Source organism: Marinomonas phycocola, assembly GCF_047525455.1.
Classification (GTDB): domain Bacteria; phylum Pseudomonadota; class Gammaproteobacteria; order Pseudomonadales; family Marinomonadaceae; genus Marinomonas.
Window position 1 is genome coordinate 58,138 of record NZ_JBLIXL010000006.1, and the last position, 26,240, is coordinate 84,377.

25 protein-coding genes and 1 tRNA gene are annotated in these 26,240 nt (G+C 40.6%); 4 read left to right on the forward strand and 22 right to left on the reverse strand.

The annotated features are described in order from the left end of the window. Positions 1 to 48: 48 nt before the first annotated feature. The 4 genes from ACMUMJ_RS06310 to ACMUMJ_RS06325 all read right to left on the reverse strand — a co-directional run bounded on the left by ACMUMJ_RS06310 (position 49) and on the right by ACMUMJ_RS06325 (position 4,391). Positions 49 to 678, reverse strand: coding sequence for a bifunctional 4-hydroxy-2-oxoglutarate aldolase/2-dehydro-3-deoxy-phosphogluconate aldolase (locus ACMUMJ_RS06310; RefSeq protein WP_414677956.1), 630 nt, complete (start codon positions 676 to 678; stop codon positions 49 to 51). A 47-nt stretch (positions 679 to 725) separates the two neighbouring features. Next, complete coding sequence (gene zwf, locus ACMUMJ_RS06315) at positions 726 to 2,204, reverse strand: glucose-6-phosphate dehydrogenase (RefSeq protein WP_414677957.1); 1,479 nt, start codon at positions 2,202 to 2,204, stop codon at positions 726 to 728. Between the two features lie 54 nt (positions 2,205 to 2,258). Further along, positions 2,259 to 3,224, reverse strand: a complete 966-nt coding sequence (glk, locus tag ACMUMJ_RS06320) for a glucokinase (protein ID WP_414677958.1) — start codon at positions 3,222 to 3,224, stop codon at positions 2,259 to 2,261. Between the two features lie 102 nt (positions 3,225 to 3,326). Then, a complete protein-coding gene (locus ACMUMJ_RS06325; protein ID WP_414677959.1) occupies positions 3,327 to 4,391 on the reverse strand; it encodes a diguanylate cyclase in 1,065 nt (354 codons plus the stop codon). A 453-nt stretch (positions 4,392 to 4,844) separates the two neighbouring features. Between ACMUMJ_RS06325 and ACMUMJ_RS06330 the strand changes: the two genes are divergently transcribed. After that, positions 4,845 to 5,171 carry a hypothetical protein gene (locus ACMUMJ_RS06330; protein ID WP_414677960.1) on the forward strand — a complete coding sequence of 109 codons (327 nt, stop codon included), beginning with the start codon at positions 4,845 to 4,847 and terminating at the stop codon, positions 5,169 to 5,171. Positions 5,172 to 5,183: 12 nt separating this feature from the next. Here ACMUMJ_RS06330 and ACMUMJ_RS06335 read toward each other — a convergent pair whose 3' ends face one another. Further along, on the reverse strand, positions 5,184 to 6,236 hold the full coding sequence (locus ACMUMJ_RS06335; protein ID WP_414677961.1) for a DUF3080 family protein: 1,053 nt from the start codon (positions 6,234 to 6,236) through the stop codon (positions 5,184 to 5,186). Positions 6,237 to 6,291: 55 nt separating this feature from the next. On the opposite strand from ACMUMJ_RS06335, the gene ACMUMJ_RS06340 reads away from it, so the two are divergent. Continuing rightward, positions 6,292 to 6,510: a VF530 family protein gene (locus ACMUMJ_RS06340; protein WP_414677962.1), complete on the forward strand. Its 219-nt coding sequence runs from the start codon at positions 6,292 to 6,294 to the stop codon at positions 6,508 to 6,510. A gap of 84 nt (positions 6,511 to 6,594) precedes the next feature. Here ACMUMJ_RS06340 and ACMUMJ_RS06345 read toward each other — a convergent pair whose 3' ends face one another. The 15 genes from ACMUMJ_RS06345 to rlmE form a co-directional block, all read right to left on the reverse strand. Beyond that, positions 6,595 to 7,185, reverse strand: a complete 591-nt coding sequence (locus tag ACMUMJ_RS06345; RefSeq protein WP_414677963.1) for a hypothetical protein — start codon at positions 7,183 to 7,185, stop codon at positions 6,595 to 6,597. A 118-nt stretch (positions 7,186 to 7,303) separates the two neighbouring features. Continuing rightward, positions 7,304 to 9,418: a polyribonucleotide nucleotidyltransferase gene (gene pnp, locus ACMUMJ_RS06350; protein WP_414677964.1), complete on the reverse strand. Its 2,115-nt coding sequence runs from the start codon at positions 9,416 to 9,418 to the stop codon at positions 7,304 to 7,306. A gap of 189 nt (positions 9,419 to 9,607) precedes the next feature. Continuing rightward, positions 9,608 to 9,877: a 30S ribosomal protein S15 gene (rpsO, locus tag ACMUMJ_RS06355; RefSeq protein ID WP_414677965.1), complete on the reverse strand. Its 270-nt coding sequence runs from the start codon at positions 9,875 to 9,877 to the stop codon at positions 9,608 to 9,610. Between the two features lie 91 nt (positions 9,878 to 9,968). Continuing rightward, positions 9,969 to 10,895, reverse strand: a complete 927-nt coding sequence (gene truB, locus ACMUMJ_RS06360) for a tRNA pseudouridine(55) synthase TruB (RefSeq protein ID WP_414677966.1) — start codon at positions 10,893 to 10,895, stop codon at positions 9,969 to 9,971. 8 nt (positions 10,896 to 10,903) lie between these two features. Continuing rightward, entirely contained in the window at positions 10,904 to 11,293 is a 390-nt protein-coding gene (gene rbfA / locus ACMUMJ_RS06365) for a 30S ribosome-binding factor RbfA (RefSeq protein WP_414677967.1), read from the reverse strand. A gap of 12 nt (positions 11,294 to 11,305) precedes the next feature. Continuing rightward, the gene (gene infB / locus ACMUMJ_RS06370; protein ID WP_414677968.1) at positions 11,306 to 13,846 is read right to left on the reverse strand and encodes a translation initiation factor IF-2; all 2,541 of its coding nucleotides are present in this window, start codon (positions 13,844 to 13,846) and stop codon (positions 11,306 to 11,308) included. Between the two features lie 21 nt (positions 13,847 to 13,867). Beyond that, positions 13,868 to 15,358 (reverse strand): transcription termination factor NusA, encoded by a 1,491-nt coding sequence (gene nusA / locus ACMUMJ_RS06375; RefSeq protein ID WP_414677969.1) that lies wholly within the window; start codon positions 15,356 to 15,358, stop codon positions 13,868 to 13,870. Between the two features lie 30 nt (positions 15,359 to 15,388). Continuing rightward, entirely contained in the window at positions 15,389 to 15,850 is a 462-nt protein-coding gene (gene rimP / locus ACMUMJ_RS06380) for a ribosome maturation factor RimP (RefSeq protein WP_414677970.1), read from the reverse strand. Between the two features lie 255 nt (positions 15,851 to 16,105). After that, positions 16,106 to 16,191: transfer RNA gene (locus ACMUMJ_RS06385), tRNA-Leu, on the reverse strand. Between the two features lie 37 nt (positions 16,192 to 16,228). Then, positions 16,229 to 16,591: a preprotein translocase subunit SecG gene (gene secG / locus ACMUMJ_RS06390; protein WP_414677971.1), complete on the reverse strand. Its 363-nt coding sequence runs from the start codon at positions 16,589 to 16,591 to the stop codon at positions 16,229 to 16,231. 4 nt (positions 16,592 to 16,595) lie between these two features. After that, positions 16,596 to 17,348, reverse strand: coding sequence for a triose-phosphate isomerase (gene tpiA, locus ACMUMJ_RS06395; RefSeq protein ID WP_414677972.1), 753 nt, complete (start codon positions 17,346 to 17,348; stop codon positions 16,596 to 16,598). Positions 17,349 to 17,438: 90 nt separating this feature from the next. Continuing rightward, positions 17,439 to 18,779, reverse strand: a complete 1,341-nt coding sequence (gene glmM / locus ACMUMJ_RS06400; RefSeq protein ID WP_414677973.1) for a phosphoglucosamine mutase — start codon at positions 18,777 to 18,779, stop codon at positions 17,439 to 17,441. Position 18,780: 1 nt separating this feature from the next. Then, positions 18,781 to 19,614 carry a dihydropteroate synthase gene (gene folP, locus ACMUMJ_RS06405; RefSeq protein ID WP_414677974.1) on the reverse strand — a complete coding sequence of 278 codons (834 nt, stop codon included), beginning with the start codon at positions 19,612 to 19,614 and terminating at the stop codon, positions 18,781 to 18,783. 33 nt (positions 19,615 to 19,647) lie between these two features. Beyond that, positions 19,648 to 21,651: an ATP-dependent zinc metalloprotease FtsH gene (gene ftsH / locus ACMUMJ_RS06410; RefSeq protein WP_527195816.1), complete on the reverse strand. Its 2,004-nt coding sequence runs from the start codon at positions 21,649 to 21,651 to the stop codon at positions 19,648 to 19,650. A 65-nt stretch (positions 21,652 to 21,716) separates the two neighbouring features. After that, complete coding sequence (gene rlmE / locus ACMUMJ_RS06415) at positions 21,717 to 22,337, reverse strand: 23S rRNA (uridine(2552)-2'-O)-methyltransferase RlmE (RefSeq protein WP_414677976.1); 621 nt, start codon at positions 22,335 to 22,337, stop codon at positions 21,717 to 21,719. A 100-nt stretch (positions 22,338 to 22,437) separates the two neighbouring features. On the opposite strand from rlmE, the gene ACMUMJ_RS06420 reads away from it, so the two are divergent. After that, a complete protein-coding gene (locus ACMUMJ_RS06420) occupies positions 22,438 to 22,740 on the forward strand; it encodes a YhbY family RNA-binding protein (RefSeq protein WP_414677977.1) in 303 nt (100 codons plus the stop codon). Between the two features lie 203 nt (positions 22,741 to 22,943). Further along, positions 22,944 to 23,789: a hypothetical protein gene (locus tag ACMUMJ_RS06425; RefSeq protein WP_414677978.1), complete on the forward strand. Its 846-nt coding sequence runs from the start codon at positions 22,944 to 22,946 to the stop codon at positions 23,787 to 23,789. 94 nt (positions 23,790 to 23,883) lie between these two features. Here ACMUMJ_RS06425 and erpA read toward each other — a convergent pair whose 3' ends face one another. Together erpA and ACMUMJ_RS06435 are read right to left on the reverse strand one after the other, a co-directional pair. Continuing rightward, positions 23,884 to 24,231, reverse strand: coding sequence for an iron-sulfur cluster insertion protein ErpA (gene erpA, locus ACMUMJ_RS06430; protein WP_414677979.1), 348 nt, complete (start codon positions 24,229 to 24,231; stop codon positions 23,884 to 23,886). Positions 24,232 to 24,346: 115 nt separating this feature from the next. Further along, on the reverse strand, positions 24,347 to 25,933 hold the full coding sequence (locus tag ACMUMJ_RS06435; protein WP_414677980.1) for a peptide chain release factor 3: 1,587 nt from the start codon (positions 25,931 to 25,933) through the stop codon (positions 24,347 to 24,349). Between the last annotated feature and the right edge of the window lie 307 nt (positions 25,934 to 26,240).

Genomic DNA, 26,240 nt, shown 5'->3' on the forward strand with positions numbered 1-26,240 from the left:
TTCTAAACATTTAATTTAGAAGGCTTTTAATAATAAATTTATCTTAGATCATCCGTTGCTTACTGATTTCGCTAGCTCGGTAATTTCATCCCATTTTTCGGCTTTCACTAAATCTGTCGGCACAATCCAAGACCCACCAACACACAAAACATTAGGAAGAGCCAAATAATCTTGGTAATTCTTCGCGCCAATTCCACCCGTTGGACAAAAACGAATATTTGGTAGAGGACCACCAAACGCTTTCAACGCTTTGACGCCTCCATTCACCTCAGCAGGGAAGAATTTAAAATAATCATAACCGTATTCCATTCCTAATAAAATATCAGAAATTGTTGCTACAGCAGGTAGGTATGGGACTGGATACTCTTTGCCAACTGACAGTAAATCAGGCGTCATACCTGGACTAATAATAAACTGAGAACCCGCTTCGATTGCCTGAATATACTGTTCACGACTACAAACTGTTCCTGCTCCAACAATCGCCTCAGGCACTTCTTTGCGTAAAGCCGTAATAGCCTCTAAAGCCACTGATGTACGTAGCGTCACCTCTAAAACAGGAACGCCTCCAGCAACGAGAACTTTACCAAGCTCTACAGCTTCTTTAACATTATCAACAACGATAACCGGAACAACCGAAGTTGCTGTCATTACTTGTTCAGGGGTTAGATAAGTCGTCATACCATAGTCCTAATAATAGTTGGATAATTTAAGTAAAAATACTTCACTTAATAATCGTGCCAATTTTTTCCGTCTTTAATCGGTAACGCCATAGAGGCTGCGGGGCCCCATGAACCAGAAGCGTATTCTTTTGGACGCTCACTGGTTTGCTTCCAAGCATTCATAATGCCATCTACCCATTTCCATGCTGCTTCAACTTCGTCATAACGCATAAACAACGTTGCATCATCACGCATTACATCCAGTAATAGACGCTCATAGGCCTCTGGACTACGTTTATTTTGAAACGCTTCAGTAAGACTCAAGTTTAAATCGACAGGCTGAAGGTTCATACCCTCACTCGCACCAGGCACTTTATTCATTACGGTTAACGAGATTTTTTCCTCTGGCTGAAGTCGAATAATCAACTGATTTCTCTGTAACTGGCGATTACTCTCGTCGCGAAAAATACTGTGCGGTACGGCTTTATATTGAATAACAATTTCCGAGTAGCGTTGCCCTAAACGCTTCCCAGTTCTCAGATAGAAAGGCACACCGGCCCAACGCCAATTATCAATATCAGCCCTTAAAGCGACAAAGGTTTCAGTTCTTGATTCAGGATTACTCCCCTCTTCATCAAAATACCCCTGAACCGATTTTCCATTCACTACGCCTTTCGCATACTGCCCTCGAACCGTCTTGTTATACGCATTTGCACCAGAAATAGGGCGCAATGCTTTTAACACTTTAATTTTTTCATCTCGAACCGAATCCGCATCCATTCGGCTGGGGGGTTCCATCGCAACAAGACACAATAACTGAACAAGATGGTTTTGTACCATGTCTCTCAAAGCGCCAGCTTTATCGTAATAACCCCAACGCCCTTCAACACCAACCATTTCAGAAACCGTAATTTGAATATTATCGATATGCGCACTGTCCCATAAAGGCTCAAACAATGTATTACCAAAACGTATAGCCAATAGGTTTTGAACCGTCTCTTTTCCTAAATAATGGTCAATACGGAACACTTGTGGCTCACTGAAATTTTGCATTACTTCCGTATTGATTGCTCTAGAAGAAACCAAATCTCGACCTAACGGCTTTTCTAGCACCACTCGCATTCTGTCTTGATTCAATCCATGAGTAGCTAAAGATGAACAAATAGACCCAAACAAATCAGGAGAAGTTGCCAAGTAAAACACAACATCACGACCATCACTCCCAACGCCATTATCATTAAATCGCGCGAAATCTGACACTTCTTGAGCATCAACAGAGACATAATTTAAACGCTCTTTAAAACGAGGCCATGTATCATTATCACCAACACTCGATGGTACAAATTCATCTAACGCAGTGCGAACTTTAAGCTGATACTCTTCCGCCGTTAACTCTCTTCGAGAAGCGCCAATAATACGCGTTGTTGGAGCTAGCAAGCCATCCATATCAAGATGATACAGTGCAGGTAGCAACTTACGCATTGCTAAATCGCCTCCTCCGCCAAAAATCACAACGTCGCAGGCTTTTAAACTGGACTTATTCATTATTTTCTCCGAAAAATTAAGCGTTTACGACAAACCATTAAAATATAAATTAAACTATTCAGCAGCTAAATAAGACGCATAATTAGCGCATCCCATTAGACCCGGATACTCTGCTGTTATTACAAATACAGGAATGTTACCTACAAAATCAGACATCCTGCCTTTCTCTTGCATAACTTGTCGAAAATTACTGGCTTGAAATTGCGCCAAATACCTAGGCACAATTCCTCCAGCAATAAACACACCGCCACGAGATTCGACATTTAAAATTAGGTCGCCGACAACTCGCCCTAAATACATAAAGAATTGCTCAAAAGCGGCACAGGCCAATGGGTCTTGATTTAAAAATGCATCGCCGACTTCTTTAGCGGACAACCTTTGATCAATGCCTGAGCGTTTCGCCAAAGCTTCATAAATATTTTCCAATCCCATACCAGACAGCACTCTTTCTGCCGAGACACGGCCATGGCGCTCACGTAGGAATGCTAGTATGTAATCTTCTTGTGGTGTGCAACTTGCAACATCAACGTGCCCAGCTTCACCGGGTAAAATAAGATTAATATTAGTTTGCGGCACAACACAAGCAACACCCAATCCAGTTCCGGGGCCAACTACCCATGCTGGAGACATTGCATCGACCGGTTGGCCTTCTCCAATTTGGATGTATTCATTCGTTGAAAGTACATCTAACGAATAACCAATTGCATCAAAATCATTTAACAAAGCAACTTGTACTGTTTCACCAAAAAATGACTCTATGTCTTTTTTCGTAAAGCTCCATGGGTTATTTGAAAACTTGATAATTTCTTGATTTACAGGACCCGCTATTGCCAAAACAACAGCATCAAGATCCTTAATAGATAAAGAACACACATCCAAATACTGAGATGCTGCCGAAAAAAAAGAGTCAAACTCATTACAAGCAAATACCTCTACTTTCTGAGGCTGATACTCATTAAGAGAAACAACAGCAAACCGTGCATTTGTTCCACCTAAATCCGCAATTAAGGCATGAGACATATATAGGACCTTGAATAATTTAATGAAATTTTACAACAAAAATGACTTCGAAAATACTCTAAATACAATATAAACACTTTCATTTTGTAATTAAATTACAAATCAGCGTATTCTATTCAAAAATTTAAGAACTTTGGTAGGCACACTTCTTTTTCTATTATTTTTGTAGTTATAAAGGCGCTCATCAGCAAGTTTTAATAATTGCTTATAAGACCCAGGATTATCCGAATTGACACTTGCCCCGCCATAACTGACGGTAATAGAAACTAAGTTTGTTTTGTAACGAAGAGGGTTGGACTGTAAATAATTATGTAAGGATTCGGAAACTTGCAACGCTTGTTCTAAGCTTTTCCCAGGCAATACGAAAACAAACTCATCACCAGCAAAACGAAAAGCGAGCCCTTGTTTCTGAACATGCTTTAGCAAGCGTCTCGCAATGTATTCTAACACTTCATCACCGCAGTTATGACCTAAGGTATCGTTAATTGCTTTAAATGCATCGCAGTCAATAAAAATAGCCGTCAAGTCACGGCCAGTTTGTTTTGACCGAGTAAACTCCCTCTCTAGCATCAGTTCAAGCTGACGACGATTCAAAAGCCCCGTCAAAGGATCTCTCGTTGCTAAATACTCAAGCTTTTCTCTAGCGGTAACATTACTTAAACAAATAGAAATTTTTATCGCCAATTGGTCAAGAAGGAATGTATCTTTTGTTCCTGGGTTATAACGGTCTGCATTGGCATCTGCCTGACAAAAAAGCCCAACTAATGCACCATCAATAGTTAATGGCGAAATAGCAACAGAACTCACTACATCACGGTAAGATGAAGGAATAATTTCTTTGCAAGCATGGATACCTTCATTGATGAGAATGGTTTTATTAGAGGACTTAATAATATCAACGATTACGCTACGTCGAGTAAACAATACTCTGTCTTTAAGGTCTGTTGTTTTTTCAAGACTTTCAATAACATGAGATAGAGGCGATTCGTTTATTAAATTAATCCAAACATAGGGAACGTTGAATTGCTTTTGAACCTCCCTAGTCAAAGTAGAAACAAATTGATCACAACGGCCAATCGATAAGATACAACGTTCGATTTCAAAGAACTTCAGAGCAATTCGCTCGTTCTCTCTCACGTTTTCAATCAACAGTTGTATATCATGCATGAACTTAAATCCACTTTTATATAGAGGGTAGAAATGACAATGCTTTCATCTGAACTAAGTACAATTCTAAATCTCTAACGGCAACTTATCTATCACTTATAGCTGAAAAGACTTTTTATTCTTTGATAACACACTCAAAAACACCGTTAAATTACATTGAGACCTTTGCACGAAGTCATGAGCAACGATAAGACGAGGCAAAAGCAGACGAAAAAGCGGACTTTATGAGTTATAAATGAGCATTTTAAGTCTGTTTTTAGCAAAGTATTAGCAAGCGTAGTAATCATGCAAAGGTCTCACATTATCCTTAAACCATAATACGATAGATAATAACACCCAATTTTAAGCAGATAGAAATCTTTCTCTTTTATATTAAAACGAGATAGGTGGAAAGCTAAAGAATTCTTCATTTAGCTCGATAATATAGGCATATCAATAAACTATGCGGATAAGATGAATATTAGAGACGTTGCTGAAGTACAGATTACACAGGCTACCCAAAAGGGTAAATCTGTATCTGGCAACGCTCAATTCGCATTAATGATGAGTCTATTTTCACAACCAGGTCCATCCATTCAAAACACACCTGACACTCTCACTCATCAAGAGGTTCACGCGGTAAATCGACCTATCAGTTTTTCCCATAATATCTCCATCAACCCTGAAGCGAACATTGCTCTGCTAAAAGCGTTAGGAGAGGAGCCTTTAGCAGCAGGTACAGGGCTAGAGTACGACCCTGTTAAAAGTATCGACTCTCTATTACCACCAACAAAAGCTTAGCCATTTGAAGGATTATTCCTCTGCCTTATTGATCACTTGATTTAATGTAACACTGCACTTTTGAAACAATCCATTCCAAGAAAGAGCATGCCTTTTAGAAGCTTCTTGATACGCTTTCCACTTAGAAGATGACGATGTCATTGACCATTGAGCCAAGAAATCATTAAAACTCCCCGTCAACGGCTGTGTTTGGGCTTTAAATTGATTTATTACCGGTAAGACTCGAAATGCAACACTGTTTACCCTCGCCATATAGGGCTGTATTTTATTAAGATAATGGGCTTTAAATTGCTGCTTTAAAAATTGAATCGGTTTATCGCAAAACTCACCTGAAACATGAATAGATTCTAAACCTTCCGATACGTCATTCAATTTCTTCGTTAACATCAACAGAGTAAGAAGCAACTTCCCAGCATACTCGCTTTCATAAATGTTTTGAAAATGTCCTTCTAGACTATTAGATGAAACCTTCGGAACATGATGTAAATTACTCATTAGTCCAGCTAAATAATTGAGTGAATTTTGTAGTAGGGTAAACGAGGATCTGTCGGGAGACATAGAAATAAGACCATTAGATAAGCTAAAAAACGCACTGCTCTCTCTTCCTGCCCACAAACTATTTGAAAACGCTTTGATCAACTCACTTTTTTTCACATTTCGAGCAGCAAACAGTTCCGACCTCAAAGAGTCAGACTCGATATGACAGGAATCAATCGCTCGAATTAAATTCAATTCATACAATAAACGCTGGCTGTCTGGCATCACTTTGCCTAAAATACTATTTTTATGGCCAACAACTGCACCAACATCACACTGTTGCAATGATAAAAAATCCAGTATTCCAATATCAAACTGAGCCAATTCGAATCTTCTATCTCTTACAGACGGTATTGGTAACAAATCAAGTGACGGTTCTTTGATACGAATATCAACCCAAACAGACCGATTTAGATCATTAATGTAGCTTTCGAGACTGCTCTCCACCGCATTTTGAGCGCTGCACCCAAAAAGAAGAACAAAACTAGAATAGAAAATTATGTTCAAAATTTGATTTGTTTGTTTCACATAGTCAAACTTGTTTTTAAGATAAGTTTCACAAAACAATAGAATAGACCTCTTTATGTCACAACAAAATAATCCATTACACGGAATAAAGCTTGAACAAATCCTAACTGAGCTTGAACACACATTGGGGTGGGAAGGTATGGCCTCATATGTGCCAATCAATTGCTTTATCAAAGACCCTAGCATTAAGTCTAGTTTAAAATTCTTACGACGCACGCAATGGGCGAGAGACAAAGTTGAAAAACTGTATATAAACACGATTTTAAAGGCATAATGTAACTTGAATTCAAGTCACAATGGCCTTTCATTTCGATAAGAAAGAGTAAACCATAGTAGGTATGGTTTACTCTTTTTTCAGCTATCGACGACGCTTTGCAATTTCATCGGCTAATTCATCAAAACTCTTTTCAGCTTGAAACTTTTGAAACAAGGCTTGTTCATTATTCATTGACGTTCTTAATAGCTCTTTGGCAATAGAATCCACACCTGCAGGATCTAAACCCACCAATACAACAATACCACCGCTTGGCGTAGGCATTTGTCGAATAATTTTAGAACCTATTAAGGTTTGATTGGTGATTTGTTTCGTTACCGCCGTGTTTACACGATCAACGGTTTCCAAGTCACCTGCACCTGTCGTTTCAGCATACTGCTTAATCATATTTTCGATGTCTAAACTTAGCACTTGTGCCAGTTCTACACGAGCTGCTGTCGAAGCCATTTGTTTCATGAAATTAGGACCAGCACCCGATTTATCACTATAACCCACAGCTGATAACTCCACACCCTCAATTGGCGCACCACAAACCCATGCAGGCGCTTCCCTATTAGATCCATCTGCAAACAAACACTCTGCTATCGACGCTTTATCTGGTGTAGAGCTACAACCAGCTAAAATCAAGGCACCACAAAACACAGTTGCAAGCGTTGCTTTCATATTTCGAGCCATTGTTTTTCTCCTAAAAATATACTAAAACAATTAATATCATTGAAAAGGCTAACAGCAAATCACAAAAAAGGCATCAATATAAACATATTGATGCCTTTACATTATTCAAGAACAGTACTTACTCTGCCGCGGCAAAAGCCACTTTCTCTTCTTCAGTTACGTCTTTCATAGAAAGCTTGATACGACCACGTGCATCAACATCCAAGACTTTAACAATAACTTCTTGGCCTTCTTTCAAGAAATCCGAAACAGCACGAATGCGTTCATCAGCGATTTGAGAGATGTGAACCAACCCGTCTTTTCCAGGTAAAATATTAACAAAAGCACCAAACTCGGCTAAACGAGCAACCGTGCCTTTGTAAATCTTATCAACTTCAGCTTCAGCCGTAATTTCGTAGATACGAACAAGCGCAGCGTCAGAAGAAGCTTTATCAGCAGCAAAAATACGTACGGTACCGTCATCATCAAGATCGATTGATGCGCCAGTTAATTCTGTAATAGAACGGATTGTTGCGCCGCCCTTACCGATAACATCACGAATTTTTTCAGGATCAATTTTAATGCTGGCCATAGATGGCGCATTCGGTGAAACTTCAGGGCGCGCATAACCAATAACAGTCGCCATTTCACGAAGGATATGTATACGAGCGTCACGCGCTTGAATCAACGCGATGTCCATAATCTCTTCATTAATGCCTTCTATTTTAATGTCCATTTGAAGTGCTGTAATACCTTCAGAAGTACCAGCCACTTTAAAGTCCATATCACCTAGATGATCTTCATCGCCCAAGATATCCGTCAATACAGCAAAGCCATCGTCTTCTTTAATAAGACCCATCGCAATACCAGCAACAGGCGCTTTAAGCGGAACACCTGCATCCATCATAGATAAACTCGCACCACATACAGAGGCCATTGAGCTTGAGCCATTCGATTCTGTAATTTCAGAAACAACACGAATAGTGTATGGAAATTCATCTTCGCTTGGCAATACAGCTTGAACACCGCGACGAGCTAAGCGACCATGACCAATTTCACGACGGCCAACGCCGCCCATACGGCCACACTCACCAACAGAATATGGAGGGAAGTTATAGTGCAACATAAAGCTGTCTTTACTTTCTCCAATTAAACCGTCTGTCATTTGTGCATCACGACTAGTCCCTAAGGTACAAGTAACGATGGATTGAGTTTCACCACGCGTAAACAAAGAAGAACCGTGTGTTTTGCTTAACAGACCAACTTCAACCTTGATTGGACGAACTGTTTTATTATCACGGCCATCAATACGAGGTTGACCATCAATAACACGACGACGAACGATACGTTTTTCTAATTTAGAAAAAGCACCTGTCACATCCGCTTCAGTGAATTCGCCTTCTTCAGTAACCAATGCAGCAACAGCCGCATCACGTACTTCACCAAGCTTCGTATAGCGAGACATTTTTTCACTGATGCCATAAGCTTCTTCAATTTGAGAAGCGTAGCCCGTTGCCAATGCATCTGTTAAAGAAACATTCGCAGCTTCAGCTTCCCAATCCCAACGAGGCTTACCCGCTTCGGCAGCAAATTCAGCAACAGCAGAAATGGCGACTTGCATCTCTTTATGAGCAAACAAAACCGCACCTAACATTTCATCTTCAGTGAGTTCTTGAGCTTCGGATTCAACCATCAAGACAGCATCTTTAGTACCAGCAACAACCATATCCAATAACGAAGAGTCTAAATCGCTGTAACTTGGGTTTAAAACATAACCAGACTCATCATTAAAACCAACACGTGCCGCACCAATAGGCCCATTAAATGGAATACCAGATATTGTTAATGCTGCAGACGTTGCGATCATTGCCGCAATATCAGCATCTAGATTCGTGTTTGTAGACATAACAGTACAAACAACCTGAACTTCATTCATGAACCCTTTAGGGAACAATGGACGAATTGGGCGATCAATTAGACGAGAGGTCAGTGTTTCTTTTTCGGAAGGACGACCTTCACGCTTTAAGAAACCACCTGGAATTTTACCTACCGCGTAAGCACGTTCTTGGTAATGAACAGACAGCGGGAAAAAATCTTGACCCGGTTTTGCTGATTTAGCGCCAACGACAGTAGCAAGCACCTGTGCATCGCCAATCGTACAAAGAACTGCACCTGTTGCTTGACGTGCAATTCGACCTGTTTCTAAAACAACAGTATCGCTACCAAATTGAAAAGTTTTTGTCGTAATACTCACACATATTCCTTTTAAAAAATTAAATGTATTGCTCCCAAAGACAATCTTTTTAAGCCAGTACTCAAATTATTTCTTTTGTAATAATCGAACTCTCAACGTTTCGATGAAAAAACAATATGAAGTACAGGCTGCCCTCTGGGAGATCTAATAAAAAAAGGCCATAGTAAAACTATGGCCTTTTCTCAAGTCTTAGCGACGTAGACCCAGTTTTTTAATCAAACCAGTATAACGTGCTGCATCTTTACGCTTTAGGTAATCCAACAATTTACGACGTTGGTTTACCATACGGATCAAACCGCGACGAGAATGATGATCATGGATATGAGCTTTAAAGTGGCCTTGTAGACCTTCGATGTTCTTAGTCAACAATGCAACTTGAACTTCTGGTGAACCAGTATCACCTTCAGCGACTTGAAACTCTTTTACTAATGCTGCTTTTGCTTCTGCAGTTAAAGCCATAATCTTATCTCCAATTATAATATGCTATTAAATATATAGGGTGACCGAGCATATTTTCAGGCATCCTAAGGCTGGCATTATATCACTATGTTTATGTCAATTCACTGGTATTAATCAAACGATGAGGCTTAATTATAAAACCACTTATCGAACCTAGACCAAGAAAACGACGGTTATTTTGCGAAAATAAACGAACAAGACTCCCTGTTTCGTATTCTTCTTCGATAGATACAGACCTTCCAAATAACATATCACGCGTTTGTGATTCCGACAGATAGAGAGGAGCAAGATAATCTACGGCTGAATCCATAGGCAGAAGACATTGATCTAGAGCATCTTCACCTCCTTCTTCTAATACAAACTCAAACTCTTCTAACGTCATCATCTTTTCAGGCTGATACGAAGCACTTGAAATACGATGTAAACTATCAAGATGAGCTCCACACCCAAGTGCTTCACCAATATCTTCACCAATGGTTCTAATATAAGTTCCTTTTGAACACGAAATATCCAACGTTAATGAATTTTCGTTTCTTTCAACAAGGGTTAAATCACGAATATGAACAGATCGACGCTTTCTTTCAAGCACAATCCCTTGCCTTGCATATTCATATAAAGGCTTACCTTCATGCTTTAAAGCGGAATACATAGGAGGGATTTGTTCAATATCACCACGAAAACGATCTAGAAAAACATTTAAATCATCATCAGAAATAGGGTCAACATGTTGACGAGTCAAAACGTCGCCCTCCCGATCACCCGTTGTCGTACGGATACCTAAAGAAATGCGAGTTAAATAACGTTTATTTGAATCTAAAAGAAATTGTGAAAACTTAGTTGCCTCACCAAAGCAAAGAGGAAGCATACCGGTTGCTAGAGGATCTAGCGCACCGGTATGCCCTGCTTTTTCAGCTCGAAATAAGCGCCGAACTCGCTGTAATGCTTGGTTAGAACTAAGGCCTAAAGGTTTGTTTAATAGCACAATACCATTAACGGTTCGCCATTCAGTTTTTGCCATTTAGCTACTTACTCATCATTACTGTTTTCATGTTTATTATCAGCACGAACCGCTTCATCAATTAGAGCAGACATTCGAGCTCCATTTAAAACACTATTATCATAATGAAAACGCAAATGGGGCATAATACGTAATTTTACTTCTTGAGCCAAACGACGACGCAAGAAGTTTTTTGCGCTGTCTAAAGCCGCTTGATTACCTGCTAGCTTATCTGGCTTGTCATCCATTCCCAATACAGTGTAATAAATATCAGCGTATCCTAAATCTTTCGCTACTCTGACTTCATTAATTGTCACTAGACCTAGCCTTGGGTCTTTTACTTCGAATTGTATAATAGAGGCCAACTCCTTTTGGAGTTGGTCACCAATCCGACTAGTACGACTAAATTCGCCTGCCATGATCTAATCCTATTAAAGCGTACGAGCCACTTCGATGGTTTCAAAGACTTCGATTTTGTCGCCTTCTTTTACATCGTTGTAATTCTTAACGCCGATACCACATTCCATACCTTGACGAACGTCATTAACAGCATCTTTAAAACGACGTAAAGATTCAAGCTCGCCTTCATAGATAACAACGTTATCACGTAATACTCGAATTTGCTTATTACGATAAACCGTACCATCTAATACCATGCAACCCGCAATTAGACCAAACTTAGGAGAACGGAACACATCACGCACTTCAGCCGTACCAAGGATTTCTTCACGCAGATCTGGAGATAACATACCGGATAGAGCGGATTTAACATCATCAATAATGTTATAGATAATGCTGTAATAACGTAAATCGACACTCTCACGTTCAATCAATTGCTTCGCCGATGCATCAGCACGTACATTAAAGCCGAAAATAACCGCACCAGAAGCCAAGGCCAAAGAAGCGTCTGTTTCTGTGATCCCACCAACACCATTAGAAATGATATTTACACGAACTTCATCAGTACTTAAATCATTTAGGGATTTAATTAACGCCTCTAGAGAGCCTCGTACATCTGCCTTAATGACAACATTTAGAGTACGAACATCACCTTTACCCATTTCAGAGAAAAGATTCTCAAGCTTCGCAGAATGTTGACGAGCAAAACGCACTTCGCGGTACTTACCTTGGCGGAAATTAGCTACTTCACGAGCCTTACGCTCATCCGCAACAACAATAAATTCTTCACCGGCTTCAGGAGTACCATCTAAACCAAGAATTTCCACAGGAATCGATGGGCCAGCCTCTGAAATTGGCTTGCCGTTCTCATCAAGTAAAGCTCGAACACGCCCCATCTGCAGACCAGCTAGAACGATATCACCTTTATTCAAAGTACCATTCTGAATTAACAGAGTCGCCACTGAACCACGACCACGATCTAAGCGAGATTCAACAACAACACCTTTTGCTGGAGAGCTTGGAACAGCTGTTAACTCTAGAACTTCAGATTCAAGTAAAACCGCTTCTAAAAGCGCATCAATACCTTCCCCTGTTTTGGCAGATACACCAATGAACTGAATGTTGCCACCCCATTCTTCAGGAACCACTTCTTTTGCAACTAGTTCATTCTTAACACGATCAAGGTCTGCACCTTCTTTATCAACTTTAGTGATTGCAACAACCATCGGAACGTCAGCAGCTTTGGCATGCTGAATGGCTTCTTCAGTTTGCGGCATGACACCATCATCTGCAGCACAAACAAGAATAACAATATCCGTTGCTTTAGCACCACGTGCACGCATGGCCGTAAAGGCAGCATGCCCAGGCGTATCTAGGAAACTAACCATGCCATGAGGTGTTTCTACGTGGTAGGCTCCAATATGTTGTGTAATACCGCCAGACTCACCTGCTGCTACACGAGTTGTACGAATATAATCAAGTAACGATGTCTTACCGTGGTCAACATGACCCATAACAGTCACAACAGGCGCTCTTTTAATAGATTCACCTTCGTAATCAATCGCTTCGATCATGTCGTTCTCAACGGCATTCTCATCGATTAGTTTTACAGTATGACCCATTTCTTCAATTATTAATGTCGCTGTATCACGATCAATGGTTTGGTTAATGGTTGCCATTGCACCCATTTTGAACATAACCTTGATAACTTCAGCACCCTTAACAGACATTTTTTCAGCAAGGTCTGCAACTGTAATACTCTCAGGAATAGCAACTTCATGAATAATTGGTGCTATTGGTTTTTGAAAACCATGTTCCTGTTTAACTGGCTTTTTACGCTTTAGCTTACCACCTCGCCGACCAAACTCGTCATCACGAGACAGATCAACCTTGTTGGAACGTTTATTGTCATAACGCCCTTTTGACTTATCCTGCTTCGCTGGGCCTTTTTTAGCCTTAGAAGCCGAATCATTGCCTCCGGTTGGCGCGCTTACTTTTTTAGGTGCTGGCTTAGATTTTTTAACTGTTTCCACGGGCTCGTCCGCTCCTGTTTTGGAAATGTACATCTCCGGTGCATTTCTTACTTGAGATTGAGAGTTAGCTTTTGCTTTTTCGGCCTCAAGTCTAGCTCGTTCTTCTGCTTCAGCCTTCGCAGCCGCTTCCGCCACTTTCTCTGCCTCTGCTTTTTGCTCTGCCTCTTTGCGAGCTTGCTCTTCAGCTAAGATACGCACTTCTTCAGCTTGTCGCTGCGCCAACAATTCCTGTTGAATATCTTCGTCGCCTTCATTACGTTTAACATAGGTGCGTTTCTTACGAACTTCAACATTTACTGTCTTGTTATCACCGCCCTTTAATGTGCTGGTTTTTTTACGTTGTAATGTAATACGTTGTGAACCTTCGTCATGCTCACCATGTGAACGCTTCAAATAATTTAATAGTACCTGTTTTTCAACGTCAGACACTTCTTGCTCACCACTCGAATGAGGAAGACCAGCTTCCTTCATCTGAGTAAGTAGCTTCTCTACTGGTGTTTTTACCAGCTCTGATAGTAATTTTACGGTTTGAACTGTCATTAAGTTCCCCCTCTACTCAGATTATTCGGATTCCGCAAACCAAGGTGCGCGTGCTGTCATGATTAATACAGAAGCTTTTTCTTCACTCATTTCTTCAATATCGATCAAATCATCAACAGACTGCTCTGCCAAATCTTCCATTGTAATAACACCTTTTGATGCTAAAACAAGTGCTAGATGATTATCCATGCCTTCCATTTCAAGAAGGTCAGCAGCGGGTTTTGCGCCGTCTAACTGTTCTTCAGCTTGAAGCGCGATATTAAGAAGTGCTTCTTTTGACCTTGTACGTAACTCATTTATTAAGTCTTCGTCAAAACCATCAATATCAAGCATTTCTTCCATTGGCACATAAGCAATTTCTTCTAATGTAGCAAAGCCTTCACTAACAAGTTGTTCAGCCAAATCATCTTCAATATCTAAATGTTGTATAAACAAATCAACGAGTTTATTCGACTCTTCTTGCTGTTTAGCAACCGCATCTTCACTCGTCATGACATTTAATGTCCAACCAGTTAAAGCAGAAGCCAATCGAACATTTTGACCATTACGACCAATAGCCTGAGCTAAGTTATCTGCATTCACCGCCACATCCATTGAATGTGCATCTTCATCAATGACAATGGAATCAACTTCAGCAGGCGCCATTGCATTGATAACCAATTGAGCTGGATTATCATCCCATAGAACAATATCAACACGCTCGCCATTCATTTCATTTGATACCGCTTGAACACGCGCACCGCGCATGCCTACACAAGCACCAATTGGATCGATTCTGCGATCATTTGTTTTAACTGCAATTTTTGCACGTAATCCTGGATCACGTGCAGCACCGCGAATATCAATAACTTCTTCTGAAACTTCTGGTACTTCCAAACGGAAAAGTTCAATTAAGAAGGCGGGCTGATTACGAGTTAGAATAAGCTGAGCACCACGGCCCTCATCTCTAATTTCTAATAGCAAAGCACGAACACGATCATTAATTCGGAATGTCTCACGACCAATCAACTGATCTTTAGGAATAACCGCTTCAGCATTTTCACCTAAATCAACAATTAGGCTATCACGGGTAACTTTTTTGACTTGCCCATGAACTAAACGACCAACCTTTTCAGCGTATCGAGCCACCATTTTTGCACGTTCAGCTTCGCGTACTTTTTGTACGATAACTTGTTTTGCTGTTTGAGCAGCAATACGCCCAAAAGATTCAGATTCGATTTCTTCTTCATAGAATTCACCGATAAGAATAGGAAGATTACGCTCTTCCATATCATCAATCGTTAATTCATTTACCGGATCAGAATAGTCCTCATCAGCAACAATTGACCATTGACGGAACGTTTTATAATCACCCGTACGCTGATCAATAGACACTCGAATAAACACTTCGTCTGTAAAACGACGTTTTGCCGCACTTGCAAGGGCGATTTCAACGGCTTCGAAAATGACTTGCTTAGGCACATCTTTTTCATTTGAAACAGCTTCAACCACCAAAAGAATCTCTTTACTCATTCTTTCAGCCTCTCTTAAAAAAGTTAATTATTAAAATTGTGGAACCAAATTTGCTTTTTCAATTAAATCGATTGGCAATAGGTATTCTTCTTGATCAACACGAACGACAACGTCATCATTTTCTAGAGCCGTTAATTGCCCTTTAAATTTCCGTCTACCGTCAAATGGAACGCGTAAACGAAGCGATATGATGGAGCCAATGTATTTTTCATATTGACTCAAATTAAATAAAGGTCGATCAAGACCCGGAGAGGAAACCTCTAGGTTATACTCTCCTGTAATAGGGTCTTCAACATCTAAGATAGAGCTCACTTGACGGCTCACCTTGGCGCAATCTTCAACGCCAATACCACTCTCTTGATCTGTTTCTATGAAAATCCTTAATACAGAATCTTTACCTTGAGCCAGGTACTCCATTCCCCAGAATTCGTATCCCAAACCTTCAACGACTGGGCGAATCAAATCTTCTAAAACCGTGTATTTTCCAGACAATCACTTTCTCCGAAAACGAGCTAAATTCAGAAACAAAAAACGGGCTCTAGGCCCATTTATCACTGTACAGATAATAAAAAACCCCATAAAGGGGTCTCTTAATTCGCTAATAATTCATTAAATCATCAGCTTCATAAACATAAATAACAGATTTTACTCATGTTATTCATTCAACAATCACTTAACACAACGTTAACTGCATTTAAGCCATTCATTCTTGTGCGACATTATACACACAAAATGAAATTGTACAAATGGTACCGATGGCCGGACTCGAACCGGCACAGCCTTAGGCCACCACCCCCTCAAGGTGGCGTGTCTACCAATTCCACCACATCGGCATCACAGCTCTCTTTTCACGAGAGATTTACTACATGCCTAATTTACGGATGGTAAATCAGACCCTTCATTAACTTGATTTGTTTCAAGTTGAGGAATATCTACTGACTCTGTATTTTCAATCGCAACAGGAATAAAGTCCACAGCGCCAGATACATTACCCGCTTTCTCACTTGCTACAAAAGCAAGCGCAAAGCTTGTCAGGAAAAACACTAATGCACAAAACGCAGTTAAACGACCAAAAAAGCTACTTCCGCCTTGACTGCCAAATACAGTTTGCGATGCACCACTACCACCACCAAAGGCAGCACCAGCATCGGCACCTTTTCCTTGCTGAAGAAGCACAAGAACAACAATCGCTATAGCAGCCAATACGTGAACAATTAAAATTAAAGATTCCATTATATTAACCTGCGGCCTTAATAATACCAACGAATTCGTCAACTATGAGTGAAGCACCACCAACCAACGCACCATCTATATCAGGCATTGAAAACAGTTCTTTACTGTTATCGGCTTTAACGCTACCACCATAAAGGATTTGAACTTTTTCAGCGACACTAGCATTATGAGTTGCTACGTGTTTTCTAATAAATTCGTGCACATCTTGTGCTTGCTGAGCTGTTGCTGATAAACCAGTACCAATAGCCCAAACAGGCTCATAAGCAACAACTATATTTTCAAAACTTGAAACATCAACTGCATTTAAAACAGCATCAATTTGCTTTGCACAAACATCCAACGTTTGTTCAGACTGCCTTTCTTCTAACGTTTCTCCAATGCATAAAATAGGCCTCAAACCTGATTCAAGCACGGCTTTTGTTTTTTCCGCTATCACAGAATCGGTTTCGTTATAATAAGTACGTCGCTCAGAGTGACCAATTAAGACATATTCAACCGAAAAATTCTTCAGCATTTCAAGAGAAACTTCACCAGTATAAGCACCCGAAACATATTGAGATACATTCTGAGCAGCTAAAGATATTGGCGATTTTTTAATAAGCTCACTCACTTGCCCTAAATAAGGAAACGGAGAAGAGACAATCACTAAGGAATTATTAGACTCAATTTTCGCAAAAATACCTTCCAAAAGTGCTTCATTAGACTCTAATGAACCATTCATTTTCCAGTTACCTGCAATAATTTTCTTACGAGCCATCTTAACACCCTTAAATTTGAGGCGCTCATTCTAAGGAAAGGCGCGATGAGTTTCAAGCATTACTTAACAGCATTTTAAAAATGATGATGTTTAGTCATCCGATTCAACCACCATTTCAACTTCTTTAACAAGATAATCTACCAATTCATCAACCATATTCGCGTCTCTGCCTTCGACCATAACTCTGATTAATGGCTCAGTTCCTGAAGCCCTCAACAAGACACGACCTAAGCCATTCAACCTTTCATTAGCTACAGCAATTGCTTTTTGCAAAGCAAGCACCTCTGTTGGTTCAAAGCGTTTTTTAACACGGATATTTTTTAATTTCTGAGGGAATTTTGTAAGGCCAACTAACAACTCATCCAGACCTTTACCTTCCTCAACCATAGCTTGAAGAACCTGCAAGGCAGCAATAATGCCATCTCCAGTAGTCGTAATAGAACGACATACAATATGCCCAGACGTCTCTCCTCCCAAACTCCATCCATGCTGAGTAAGTTTTTCATTAACGTATCTATCACCAACTGATGAGCGACTGAACCCAATGCCTTCTTTCGAAAAAGACAGTTCAAGACCAAAATTGCTCATCAAAGTACCAACAACACCACCACTAAAACGACCCGTTGCCATTAAATGCATGGCAATAATATAAAGAATGTCATCCCCATCACGAACCTGACCATTTCTGTCAACCAAAATCAGTCGGTCGCCATCGCCATCTAACGCAATACCAATATCGGCTTTTTCAGATACAACCTTCTGCCGCAATAACTCAGGCTTAGTCGCACCACTGTATTCATTAATATTAAAACCATCTGGCGAAGCACCTATTGCAATCACCTCAGCACCCAATTCGTTAAACACCCGAGGAGCCACATGATAGGTTGCGCCATCAGCACAATCCACAACCACCTTTAAACCCGACAATTGCAGGCCAATAGGAAATGTCCCTTTACAATACTCAATATATCGACCCGCTGCATCATCTATACGTTTAGCTCGACCGATTAAACTTGACTCAACAACCTCTAATGGTTGTTCAAGGTAATATTCAATTTTCTCTTCAAGCTCATCTGACAGCTTAGTTCCTTCTGAAGAGAAAAATTTAAATCCATTATCTGTATGTGGGTTATGAGAAGCACTAATTACAATGCCCGCACTTGCACGAAAGGTGCGAGTTAAGTAAGCGATGGCAGGCGTTGGCATAGGCCCAACTAAACGCACATCCACACCAGCAGCCACAATCCCAGCCTCAAGAGCGGATTCAAACATGTAACCAGAAATGCGCGTGTCTTTACCAATTAAAATCTTTTGACCATGCTCTTTAAACGCTTTCCCAGCAGCCCAGCCTAATTTCAAAATAAATTCAGGAGTAATAACACCCTCACCCACTTTACCGCGAATACCATCCGTACCAAAATATTTACGCATACTAAGACTCTTGTTTAATTCGATACATCATTGTCAATACGTCTGCATGAGACTTAACATCATGAACTCTAAAAATAGATGCTCCACGCTCCATTGCTGATGCATGAACACCGAGTGTGCCAAAAAGCCTTTCATTAACAGGCCTATTTAGAACATCTCCAATCAAGGTTTTACGAGAAGCACCAATCAAAACAGGCCATTTTTTATTAACCAGTGTTCTGAGTTGATTTAATAACTGAAAGTTGTGTTCTTTGGATTTACCAAAACCAATACCAGGGTCTAAAATAATGTTTTCTGACAATATGCCGGAATCGATACAAGCTTGGGCACGCGTTTCTAAATACCCAACAACTTCATCCACAACAGAATCATAAACTGGGTTATCTTGCATATTCATAGGCGCGCCTTGCATATGCATTAAGCATACAGGCAGTTTAGCGTCAGCGGCGGCGATCATAGCACCACTTTTCTCTAAAGCCCTCACATCGTTAATTAACCCAGCTCCTACTGATGCGGCTTCAGTCATAACCACAGCTTGACTCGTATCAACAGACACAACCACATCAAAGCGAGACTTAATCGCCTCAATGACAGGTATTACTCGATCAATCTCTTCCGATAAGCCAACAAGTGCAGCACCCGGACGAGTCGATTCACCACCGACATCAACGATCGTAGCACCATCCTCAATCATTGAGTCAACATGCATTAATGCCCGATCAATATTTGAATACAACCCACCATCAGAAAACGAATCCGGAGTGACATTTAGTATCCCCATAATATGAGGAAGGGATAAGTCTAACGACTTATCCCCAAAACGCATCAATGACATGCGACAACCTTAAAAACACATTGCTACTGACTACTACTTAGGCTCATGACCAGTAATATTAGCCACATTTGGTGGAGGCGTTGAACTGTCTGGATTAGAAACCTCTGGGTTAACACCATCAGCCGCGCCTTCATCAGCCCTAGAATTACCTTTTTGTGACGCCTCTTGCACAACTTCTCCCCCTTCGTCCGAATCCTTGTCGACAGGATCAGACCAACCTTCAGGTGGAGACGGTTTTTTACCATCCATTATTTCTTTAATCTGCTTCGCGTCAATCGTCTCATATTGCATAAGCGCATCAGCCATAACATCTAGCTTACTGCGATTGTCTTCTAATATTTGAGTGGATTTCGCGTAACAACGACTAATAATACCCTGCACTTCTGCATCTATTATCTTCCCCGTTTCAGGAGAAAAATAATTTGCTTTACTGCCCGTCGGGGCAGCAATAAAACCACCATTATTATCGTCTTCTTCGTATGCAAATGGGCCAAGCGTTTCTGACAAGCCCCACTTAGTTACCATATTTCTTGCAATACTCGTCGCTCGCTCAATATCATTCGATGCGCCAGTCGACACACCATCAAAGCCGTGAATCATCTCCTCAGCGATACGACCTCCATACAAGCTACACACTTGGCTTTCTAAGCCACGCTTGCTTATGCTGTACTTATCTTCTTCTGGTAAATACATAGTGACGCCTAAAGCACGACCACGAGGAATAATCGTTACTTTATAAACTGGGTCATGTTCAGGCATTAAATAACCAATGATTGCATGACCTGCTTCATGATAAGCCGTATTCAACTTATCTTCTTCTTTCATTACCATGGTCTTACGCTCAGCACCCATAAGAATCTTATCTTTGGCCAGCTCAAGCATCTCCATATTCACAACACGACGATTCGAACGAGCCGCAAACAATGCCGCCTCATTAACTAGATTCGCCAACTCTGCACCAGAGAAACCAGGCGTACCACGAGCTATATTTTTTGGTTCAACATCATCATCACAAGGCACTTTACGTAAATGCACCTTTAAAATTTGTTCACGTCCGCGAATGTCAGGCAGACCAACCTGTACTTGACGGTCAAAACGGCCCGGCCTCAATAGAGCCGGATCCAACACATCCGGTCGGTTTGTCGCGGCAATAACAATGATGCCTTCATTACCTTCAAAACCATCCATTTCAACCAATAACTGATTCAATGTTTGCTCACGCTCATCATTACCACCGCCCATACCAGAGCCACGATTACGACCAACAGCATCGATTTCATCAATAAAGATAATGCACGGGGCATGTTTCTTCGCTTGTTCAAACATATCGCGTACACGAGACGCACCAACACCAACAAACATCTCGACAAAATCAGAACCAGAAATAGTAAAGAAAGGCACTTTTGCCTCACCTGCAATGGCTTTCGCCAGCAATGTTTTACCAGTACCAGGAGGGCCACACATCAAAATACCGCGTGGAATCTTACCACCTAAGCGCTGAAACTTACTTGGCTCACGTAAGAAATCTACTAACTCTTTGGTATCTTCTTTCGCTTCATCGCAACCTGCAACATCTGCAAACGTTGTTTTGATTTGATCTTCAGGTAATAAGCGGGCTTTTGATTTACCAAATGCCATAGGGCCGCCTTTGCCCCCCCCACCGCCTTGCATCTGACGCATAAAGAACATAAAAATCGCTAGAATAATTAATATAGGGAAGCTTGCAACTAACAACTGAGTCCAAATACTTTGCTGCTCAGGCATACGACCTTCAACAATGACATTATTACTTAACAAATCATCCATTATTTTAGGATCAGAAGCCGCAGGGCGAACCGTATCAAACGTATCACCACTCGTACGACTACCACTGATGGTATAACCATCAACAATAACTCTGGCAATTCGTCCATCATGAACTTCTTTCACAAACTCAGAATAAGTTATGCGATTTGTATCAGGTGTAGCATTAAAGTTATTAAACACGGTTAATAACACAGCGGCTATAACCAACCACAACAGTATATTTTTAAGCATATCGTTCAAGAGAACACCTCTTAACGGTTAGAATCAAACCCCAAAAAAATCGGGATCACATTAAATTAACCTTTGTATTGCCTTCCAAGTAAATACACTTCACGACTTCTTGCCCTTGAAGCATCTGGTTTACGAGTAACGACACTAGCAAATTCTGATTTCATCGATTTTAAATATTCATCGAACCCCGCCCCTTGAAAAACCTTCACTAGAAAATTTCCCCCGGGCCTTAACACCATTGTCGCCATTTCAAGTGCCAACTCTACAAGATACATTGCCTGAGGCTGATCTGAAGCAGCATTACCACTCATATTGGGGGCCATATCTGAAATTACAAGATCTGCTTTCATATCTCCTATTTCAGATAATATCTCTTCATAGACAGCTTCTTCAGTAAAGTCGCCTTGAACAAAGCGAACTCCAGACAAAGGCGCCATTTCTAATATATCTGAGGCAACAATAATACCATTATCGCCAATTAATTTTGCAACAACTTGAGACCACCCACCGGGAGCCGCCCCCAAATCCACAACGTTCATACCTGCTTTAATCAATTTGTCTTTTTCATTGATTTCCAAGAGCTTAAAACTTGCTCGAGAACGATAGCCATCTTGTTGCGATTTTTTCACATATTGATCGTCGAAATGCTCTTTCATCCAACGTTCACTACTTTTTGATCTAGCCACTATGTCATAATACCTAAATTAGATTATATTCCGCTATAATATCCCGTAACCTCGAAAGCCTCCAATAAAGAGGATCAACTAAATATGAGAAAATTTAACTATGAGTGTAACAAACGTACAAAAAAAGCAATATCGCTTAATTGGTCATGCTCTTAATCCTGTCGTAACGATTGCAGGTAATGGCTTAACCGAAAACGTACTGGCAGAAATCGACAGAGCATTAGAAGACCACGAACTGATTAAAGTACGTTATAGCATAGTCGATCGCGAAATGCGTGACGAGCTAATCAACCAAACCAGTAAAATAATGAAATGCGAAATTGTTCAAACAATCGGTAAAGTTGCACTTCTTTATCGCGCAGCACTAAAACCAAATCCAAAATTGTCTAATTTACTCAGATAACGCCAGTAGTTTGACAGGCCTGTACTGCGACAGCCCTATTCGACTTTTATTCAATAGGGCTAAGCTAACCAAAAATCAATTCAACGACCTCCGCGCTTCACCGCTCAGCGACATTCCTCCCTAGAAAAGAAAAAACTCAACTAGAGCGATTATGTACCGTTAACATTGTATCTGACATTAAAAAAGTAGCAGGTGCATTTATTATGATATTCATCGACCCTGTCAATAAAATGCGTCCTAGGAAAGAGTTAAAATACTTTTTAAAAAATGCACCTAGGAAAGACAACGCTGTTAGCCAAGAATCCTTAGAGCTGAGTGATCAAGTAGACTACAGCACAGAGTTCACTCTCACACCTAAACGTATGTACTCACTTACCGCCCAGATGAGTGTTACCGTACTTATCTTGCAAACGGCAATAGAAGAACTTACACAAACTCAATTCTTAGTATCATCCCTTAATGAATTAGACTGCATTACCGAAGATTGGCAGTTAATCATTCAGCCACCTCCTGTAGAAAAAAAGTCACCATCCCCCCTCTATTCAGACAAACACCCACCTAAAAATACAGATGGGCTGCACTACAATCTAATCGTGCCGATTTTGTGTTCAGATAATACCATTCATGAATTTACCGTAATCCTTCACTGTAACCGTTTCTTTGCCGAAACCCACCTAGGCAATACACAGCTTTCACCACAGATCACTACTTGCACCACTCCTGCTCCCTACACATCGTCATTTTTATCAGAATTGCCTCAGATTATGGAGTTTGCACTTGATGCGGATGGAGAACCAGACCAACTAAGGGCTCTGTCCGACACAACCCAATCAATACGCACTCAACAAAAACACAACACAGCTTTGATTAGTGGGTTAAGAATTTGGCGAATCCAAAATGGCCGGATGCGTTTACATATAATGGGAGATGAAAGTGTCGGAGCCATATTTATTGAAAACATCTTGCCTATTAAAAACACGCACCATGAGGCAACGAAAGGCGATGAGCGCTACGACAATCTAAATTCACACTTTGATATTGAAATTTAGGCCAAACAAAAAACAGAAATAAAACCCCTTAAAGGACGCATCCTTTAAGGGTTTAATATCATTGATCTATTCAAATAATCAGTACAGTTAGATGCTATATACTAAAGCTCGCACCGCAACCGCATGTTGTGGTGGCATTTGGGTTTTGCACTGTAAAACGAGACCCTTCTAAATTTTCTTTATAATCCACTTCAGAACCCACTAAGTATTGAAAGCTAAGGGGATCAACAACCATTGTCACCCCATCTTTCTTTACAGATGTATCGTCTTCTTGAAACTCATCATCAAAAGTAAAGCCATATTGGAAGCCAGAGCAACCACCACCCGTTACATAAACACGTAACATCAGCTTTTCGTTTTCTTCTTCTTCAATCAAAGCCTTAAGTTTTGACGCCGCAGCAGAAGTAAACTCAAAAGGTTCTGATGATTCAACATCACTCATTTCTACAACCACAATTGTTACCTAAATTAGTTTTACTAGAATCAAACAATCTTATCCCAGTAATTTAGTCAAGTATAGAGGCTCTTACTTATTTCAAGCAACAATAACGCAAAAGCTAGTGCTCTCTTGTTGCTCTAAAACGCACTTCTGGCCACTTCTCTTCTGCCATCATTAGATTCACACGAGTCTGAGCCAAATACGTAAGGTGACCACCACCATCAATTGCTAAGTTGTCGTAACATTTACGCTTAAACTCTTCGAATTTTTTCGTATCGTCACACTCAACCCAACGGGCGGTGTTTACATTTACCGCCTCATAAAGGCATTCCACTTTGTATTCATCTTTTAAGCGATAAGAAACTACTTCAAACTGCAACTGACCTACTGCACCAACAATCAACTCATTATTACGTTGTGGCATAAACAACTGAGTCGATCCTTCTTCAGAAAGCTGTTGAAGCCCTTTCTGTAACGCTTTCATTTTTAATGGATCGGTTAAGCGTACGCGACGATACAATTCGGGAGCAAAGTGAGGAATACCTGTGAATTTAAGGTCTTCACCCTCTGTAAAAGTATCACCAATCTGAATGGTTCCATGATTGTGCAAACCAATGATGTCGCCAGACCATGCTTCATCCACGCTATCACGGTCTCCAGCGGTAAAAGACACAGCGTCGGTTACTTTTACATCTTTACCTAAACGACTATGACGCATTTTCATACCTTTTCGATAGGTACCAGAACAAATACGCATAAACGCCACACGGTCACGGTGTTTTGGGTCCATATTCGCTTGAATTTTAAAAATGAAACCGGAGAAAGCCTCCTCTTTCGCTTCAACATGACGCGTTAAGGTATCTCTCCCCATTGGCGATGGAGCCCATTCAACAAACCCATCTAGCATTTCACGAATACCAAAATTCGACAATGCCGTTCCAAAAAACACAGGGGTAACACGTCCAGCCAAATATTCATCGAGATCAAACTCATGGCTTGCACCTCGAACCAACTCAATTTCATCAACAAAGTCGTTGTATAAATCACCCAAATGCTCACGAGCTTCATCAGAGTCTAAACCTTGAATACGAATATCATCCATCAAAGTATGACCTCGACCGCGAATAAAGACATGAATAGTATCGGTGTACAGGTTATACACACCTTTAAAGAAAGTACTCATGCCAATAGGCCAAGTAATGGGTGCTGCTTTAATCTTTAAAACTTCTTCCACTTCATCAAGCAACTCAATTGGATCACGAATATCACGATCCATTTTATTAATGAAGGTCAAAATAGGAGTGTCTCGTAAACGACAAACATCCATTAATTTAATGGTTCGATCCTCGACCCCCTTAGCACCATCAATGACCATCAACACAGAATCTACAGCGGTTAAAGTACGATACGTATCTTCCGAGAAGTCTTCATGTCCAGGTGTGTCCAATAAGTTAACGATTCGATCATTATAAGGAAACTGCATCACAGAAGAGGTAATCGAAATCCCCCTTTGTTTTTCCATTGTCATCCAGTCAGAGGTAGCATGTTTATCCCCTTTTCGACCTTTTACCGAGCCAGCTGTTTGAATCAATTGCCCTAATAACAGCAACTTCTCCGTAATGGTTGTTTTACCGGCATCCGGGTGGGAAATTATCGCAAAGGTGCGTCGTTGTTCGACTTCTTTTAAAAGTTCAGTGTTGGACATGAATTAGTATCTTCTGAGTTATCGGCAAAGGCTCTCACTAAAAAAACCTTCTAAAAATGAATTTGAATGGCGCTATTTTCCATTATCTTGGGTCGATACACAATCGATGCTTATTCAATCAAGTGTATTTTGTTAAGCGCTCTCTTCTTCGCCATCTGAAAAACACAAAAAATCACCACCTTCGATAAATATTGGGAAATTCAGACGACCCGCTTATTTGCATTAAATAGTCCTCAAAATTGAGGCCCGATCTTTGGCTTTTAATTCATGCAGGTCTATATACGATGCAACTCAACTCAGCTTTCGA

What these genes read in the sequence shown, in the direction of transcription:
- ACMUMJ_RS06420 (WP_414677977.1), top strand. Translation starts at nt 22,438, where the DNA reads ATGAGTGTAACAAACGTACAAAAAAAGCAATATCGCTTAATTGGTCAT.
- tpiA (WP_414677972.1), bottom strand. Translation starts at nt 17,348, where the DNA reads ATGGCTCGTAAGAAAATTATTGCAGGTAACTGGAAAATGAATGGTTCA.
- ACMUMJ_RS06340 (WP_414677962.1), top strand. Translation starts at nt 6,292, where the DNA reads ATGTCACAACAAAATAATCCATTACACGGAATAAAGCTTGAACAAATC.
- ACMUMJ_RS06310 (WP_414677956.1), bottom strand. Translation starts at nt 678, where the DNA reads ATGACGACTTATCTAACCCCTGAACAAGTAATGACAGCAACTTCGGTT.
- rbfA (WP_414677967.1), bottom strand. Translation starts at nt 11,293, where the DNA reads ATGGCAGGCGAATTTAGTCGTACTAGTCGGATTGGTGACCAACTCCAA.
- ACMUMJ_RS06325 (WP_414677959.1), bottom strand. Translation starts at nt 4,391, where the DNA reads ATGCATGATATACAACTGTTGATTGAAAACGTGAGAGAGAACGAGCGA.
- rpsO (WP_414677965.1), bottom strand. Translation starts at nt 9,877, where the DNA reads ATGGCTTTAACTGCAGAAGCAAAAGCAGCATTAGTAAAAGAGTTTCAA.
- ACMUMJ_RS06435 (WP_414677980.1), bottom strand. Translation starts at nt 25,933, where the DNA reads ATGTCCAACACTGAACTTTTAAAAGAAGTCGAACAACGACGCACCTTT.
- truB (WP_414677966.1), bottom strand. Translation starts at nt 10,895, where the DNA reads ATGGCAAAAACTGAATGGCGAACCGTTAATGGTATTGTGCTATTAAAC.
- erpA (WP_414677979.1), bottom strand. Translation starts at nt 24,231, where the DNA reads ATGAGTGATGTTGAATCATCAGAACCTTTTGAGTTTACTTCTGCTGCG.
- zwf (WP_414677957.1), bottom strand. Translation starts at nt 2,204, where the DNA reads ATGAATAAGTCCAGTTTAAAAGCCTGCGACGTTGTGATTTTTGGCGGA.
- glk (WP_414677958.1), bottom strand. Translation starts at nt 3,224, where the DNA reads ATGTCTCATGCCTTAATTGCGGATTTAGGTGGAACAAATGCACGGTTT.
- ftsH (WP_527195816.1), bottom strand. Translation starts at nt 21,651, where the DNA reads ATGCTTAAAAATATACTGTTGTGGTTGGTTATAGCCGCTGTGTTATTA.
- ACMUMJ_RS06345 (WP_414677963.1), bottom strand. Translation starts at nt 7,185, where the DNA reads ATGGCTCGAAATATGAAAGCAACGCTTGCAACTGTGTTTTGTGGTGCC.
- ACMUMJ_RS06330 (WP_414677960.1), top strand. Translation starts at nt 4,845, where the DNA reads ATGAATATTAGAGACGTTGCTGAAGTACAGATTACACAGGCTACCCAA.
- nusA (WP_414677969.1), bottom strand. Translation starts at nt 15,358, where the DNA reads ATGAGTAAAGAGATTCTTTTGGTGGTTGAAGCTGTTTCAAATGAAAAA.
- infB (WP_414677968.1), bottom strand. Translation starts at nt 13,846, where the DNA reads ATGACAGTTCAAACCGTAAAATTACTATCAGAGCTGGTAAAAACACCA.
- secG (WP_414677971.1), bottom strand. Translation starts at nt 16,591, where the DNA reads ATGGAATCTTTAATTTTAATTGTTCACGTATTGGCTGCTATAGCGATT.
- folP (WP_414677974.1), bottom strand. Translation starts at nt 19,614, where the DNA reads ATGTCATTGATGCGTTTTGGGGATAAGTCGTTAGACTTATCCCTTCCT.
- ACMUMJ_RS06425 (WP_414677978.1), top strand. Translation starts at nt 22,944, where the DNA reads ATGATATTCATCGACCCTGTCAATAAAATGCGTCCTAGGAAAGAGTTA.
- glmM (WP_414677973.1), bottom strand. Translation starts at nt 18,779, where the DNA reads ATGCGTAAATATTTTGGTACGGATGGTATTCGCGGTAAAGTGGGTGAG.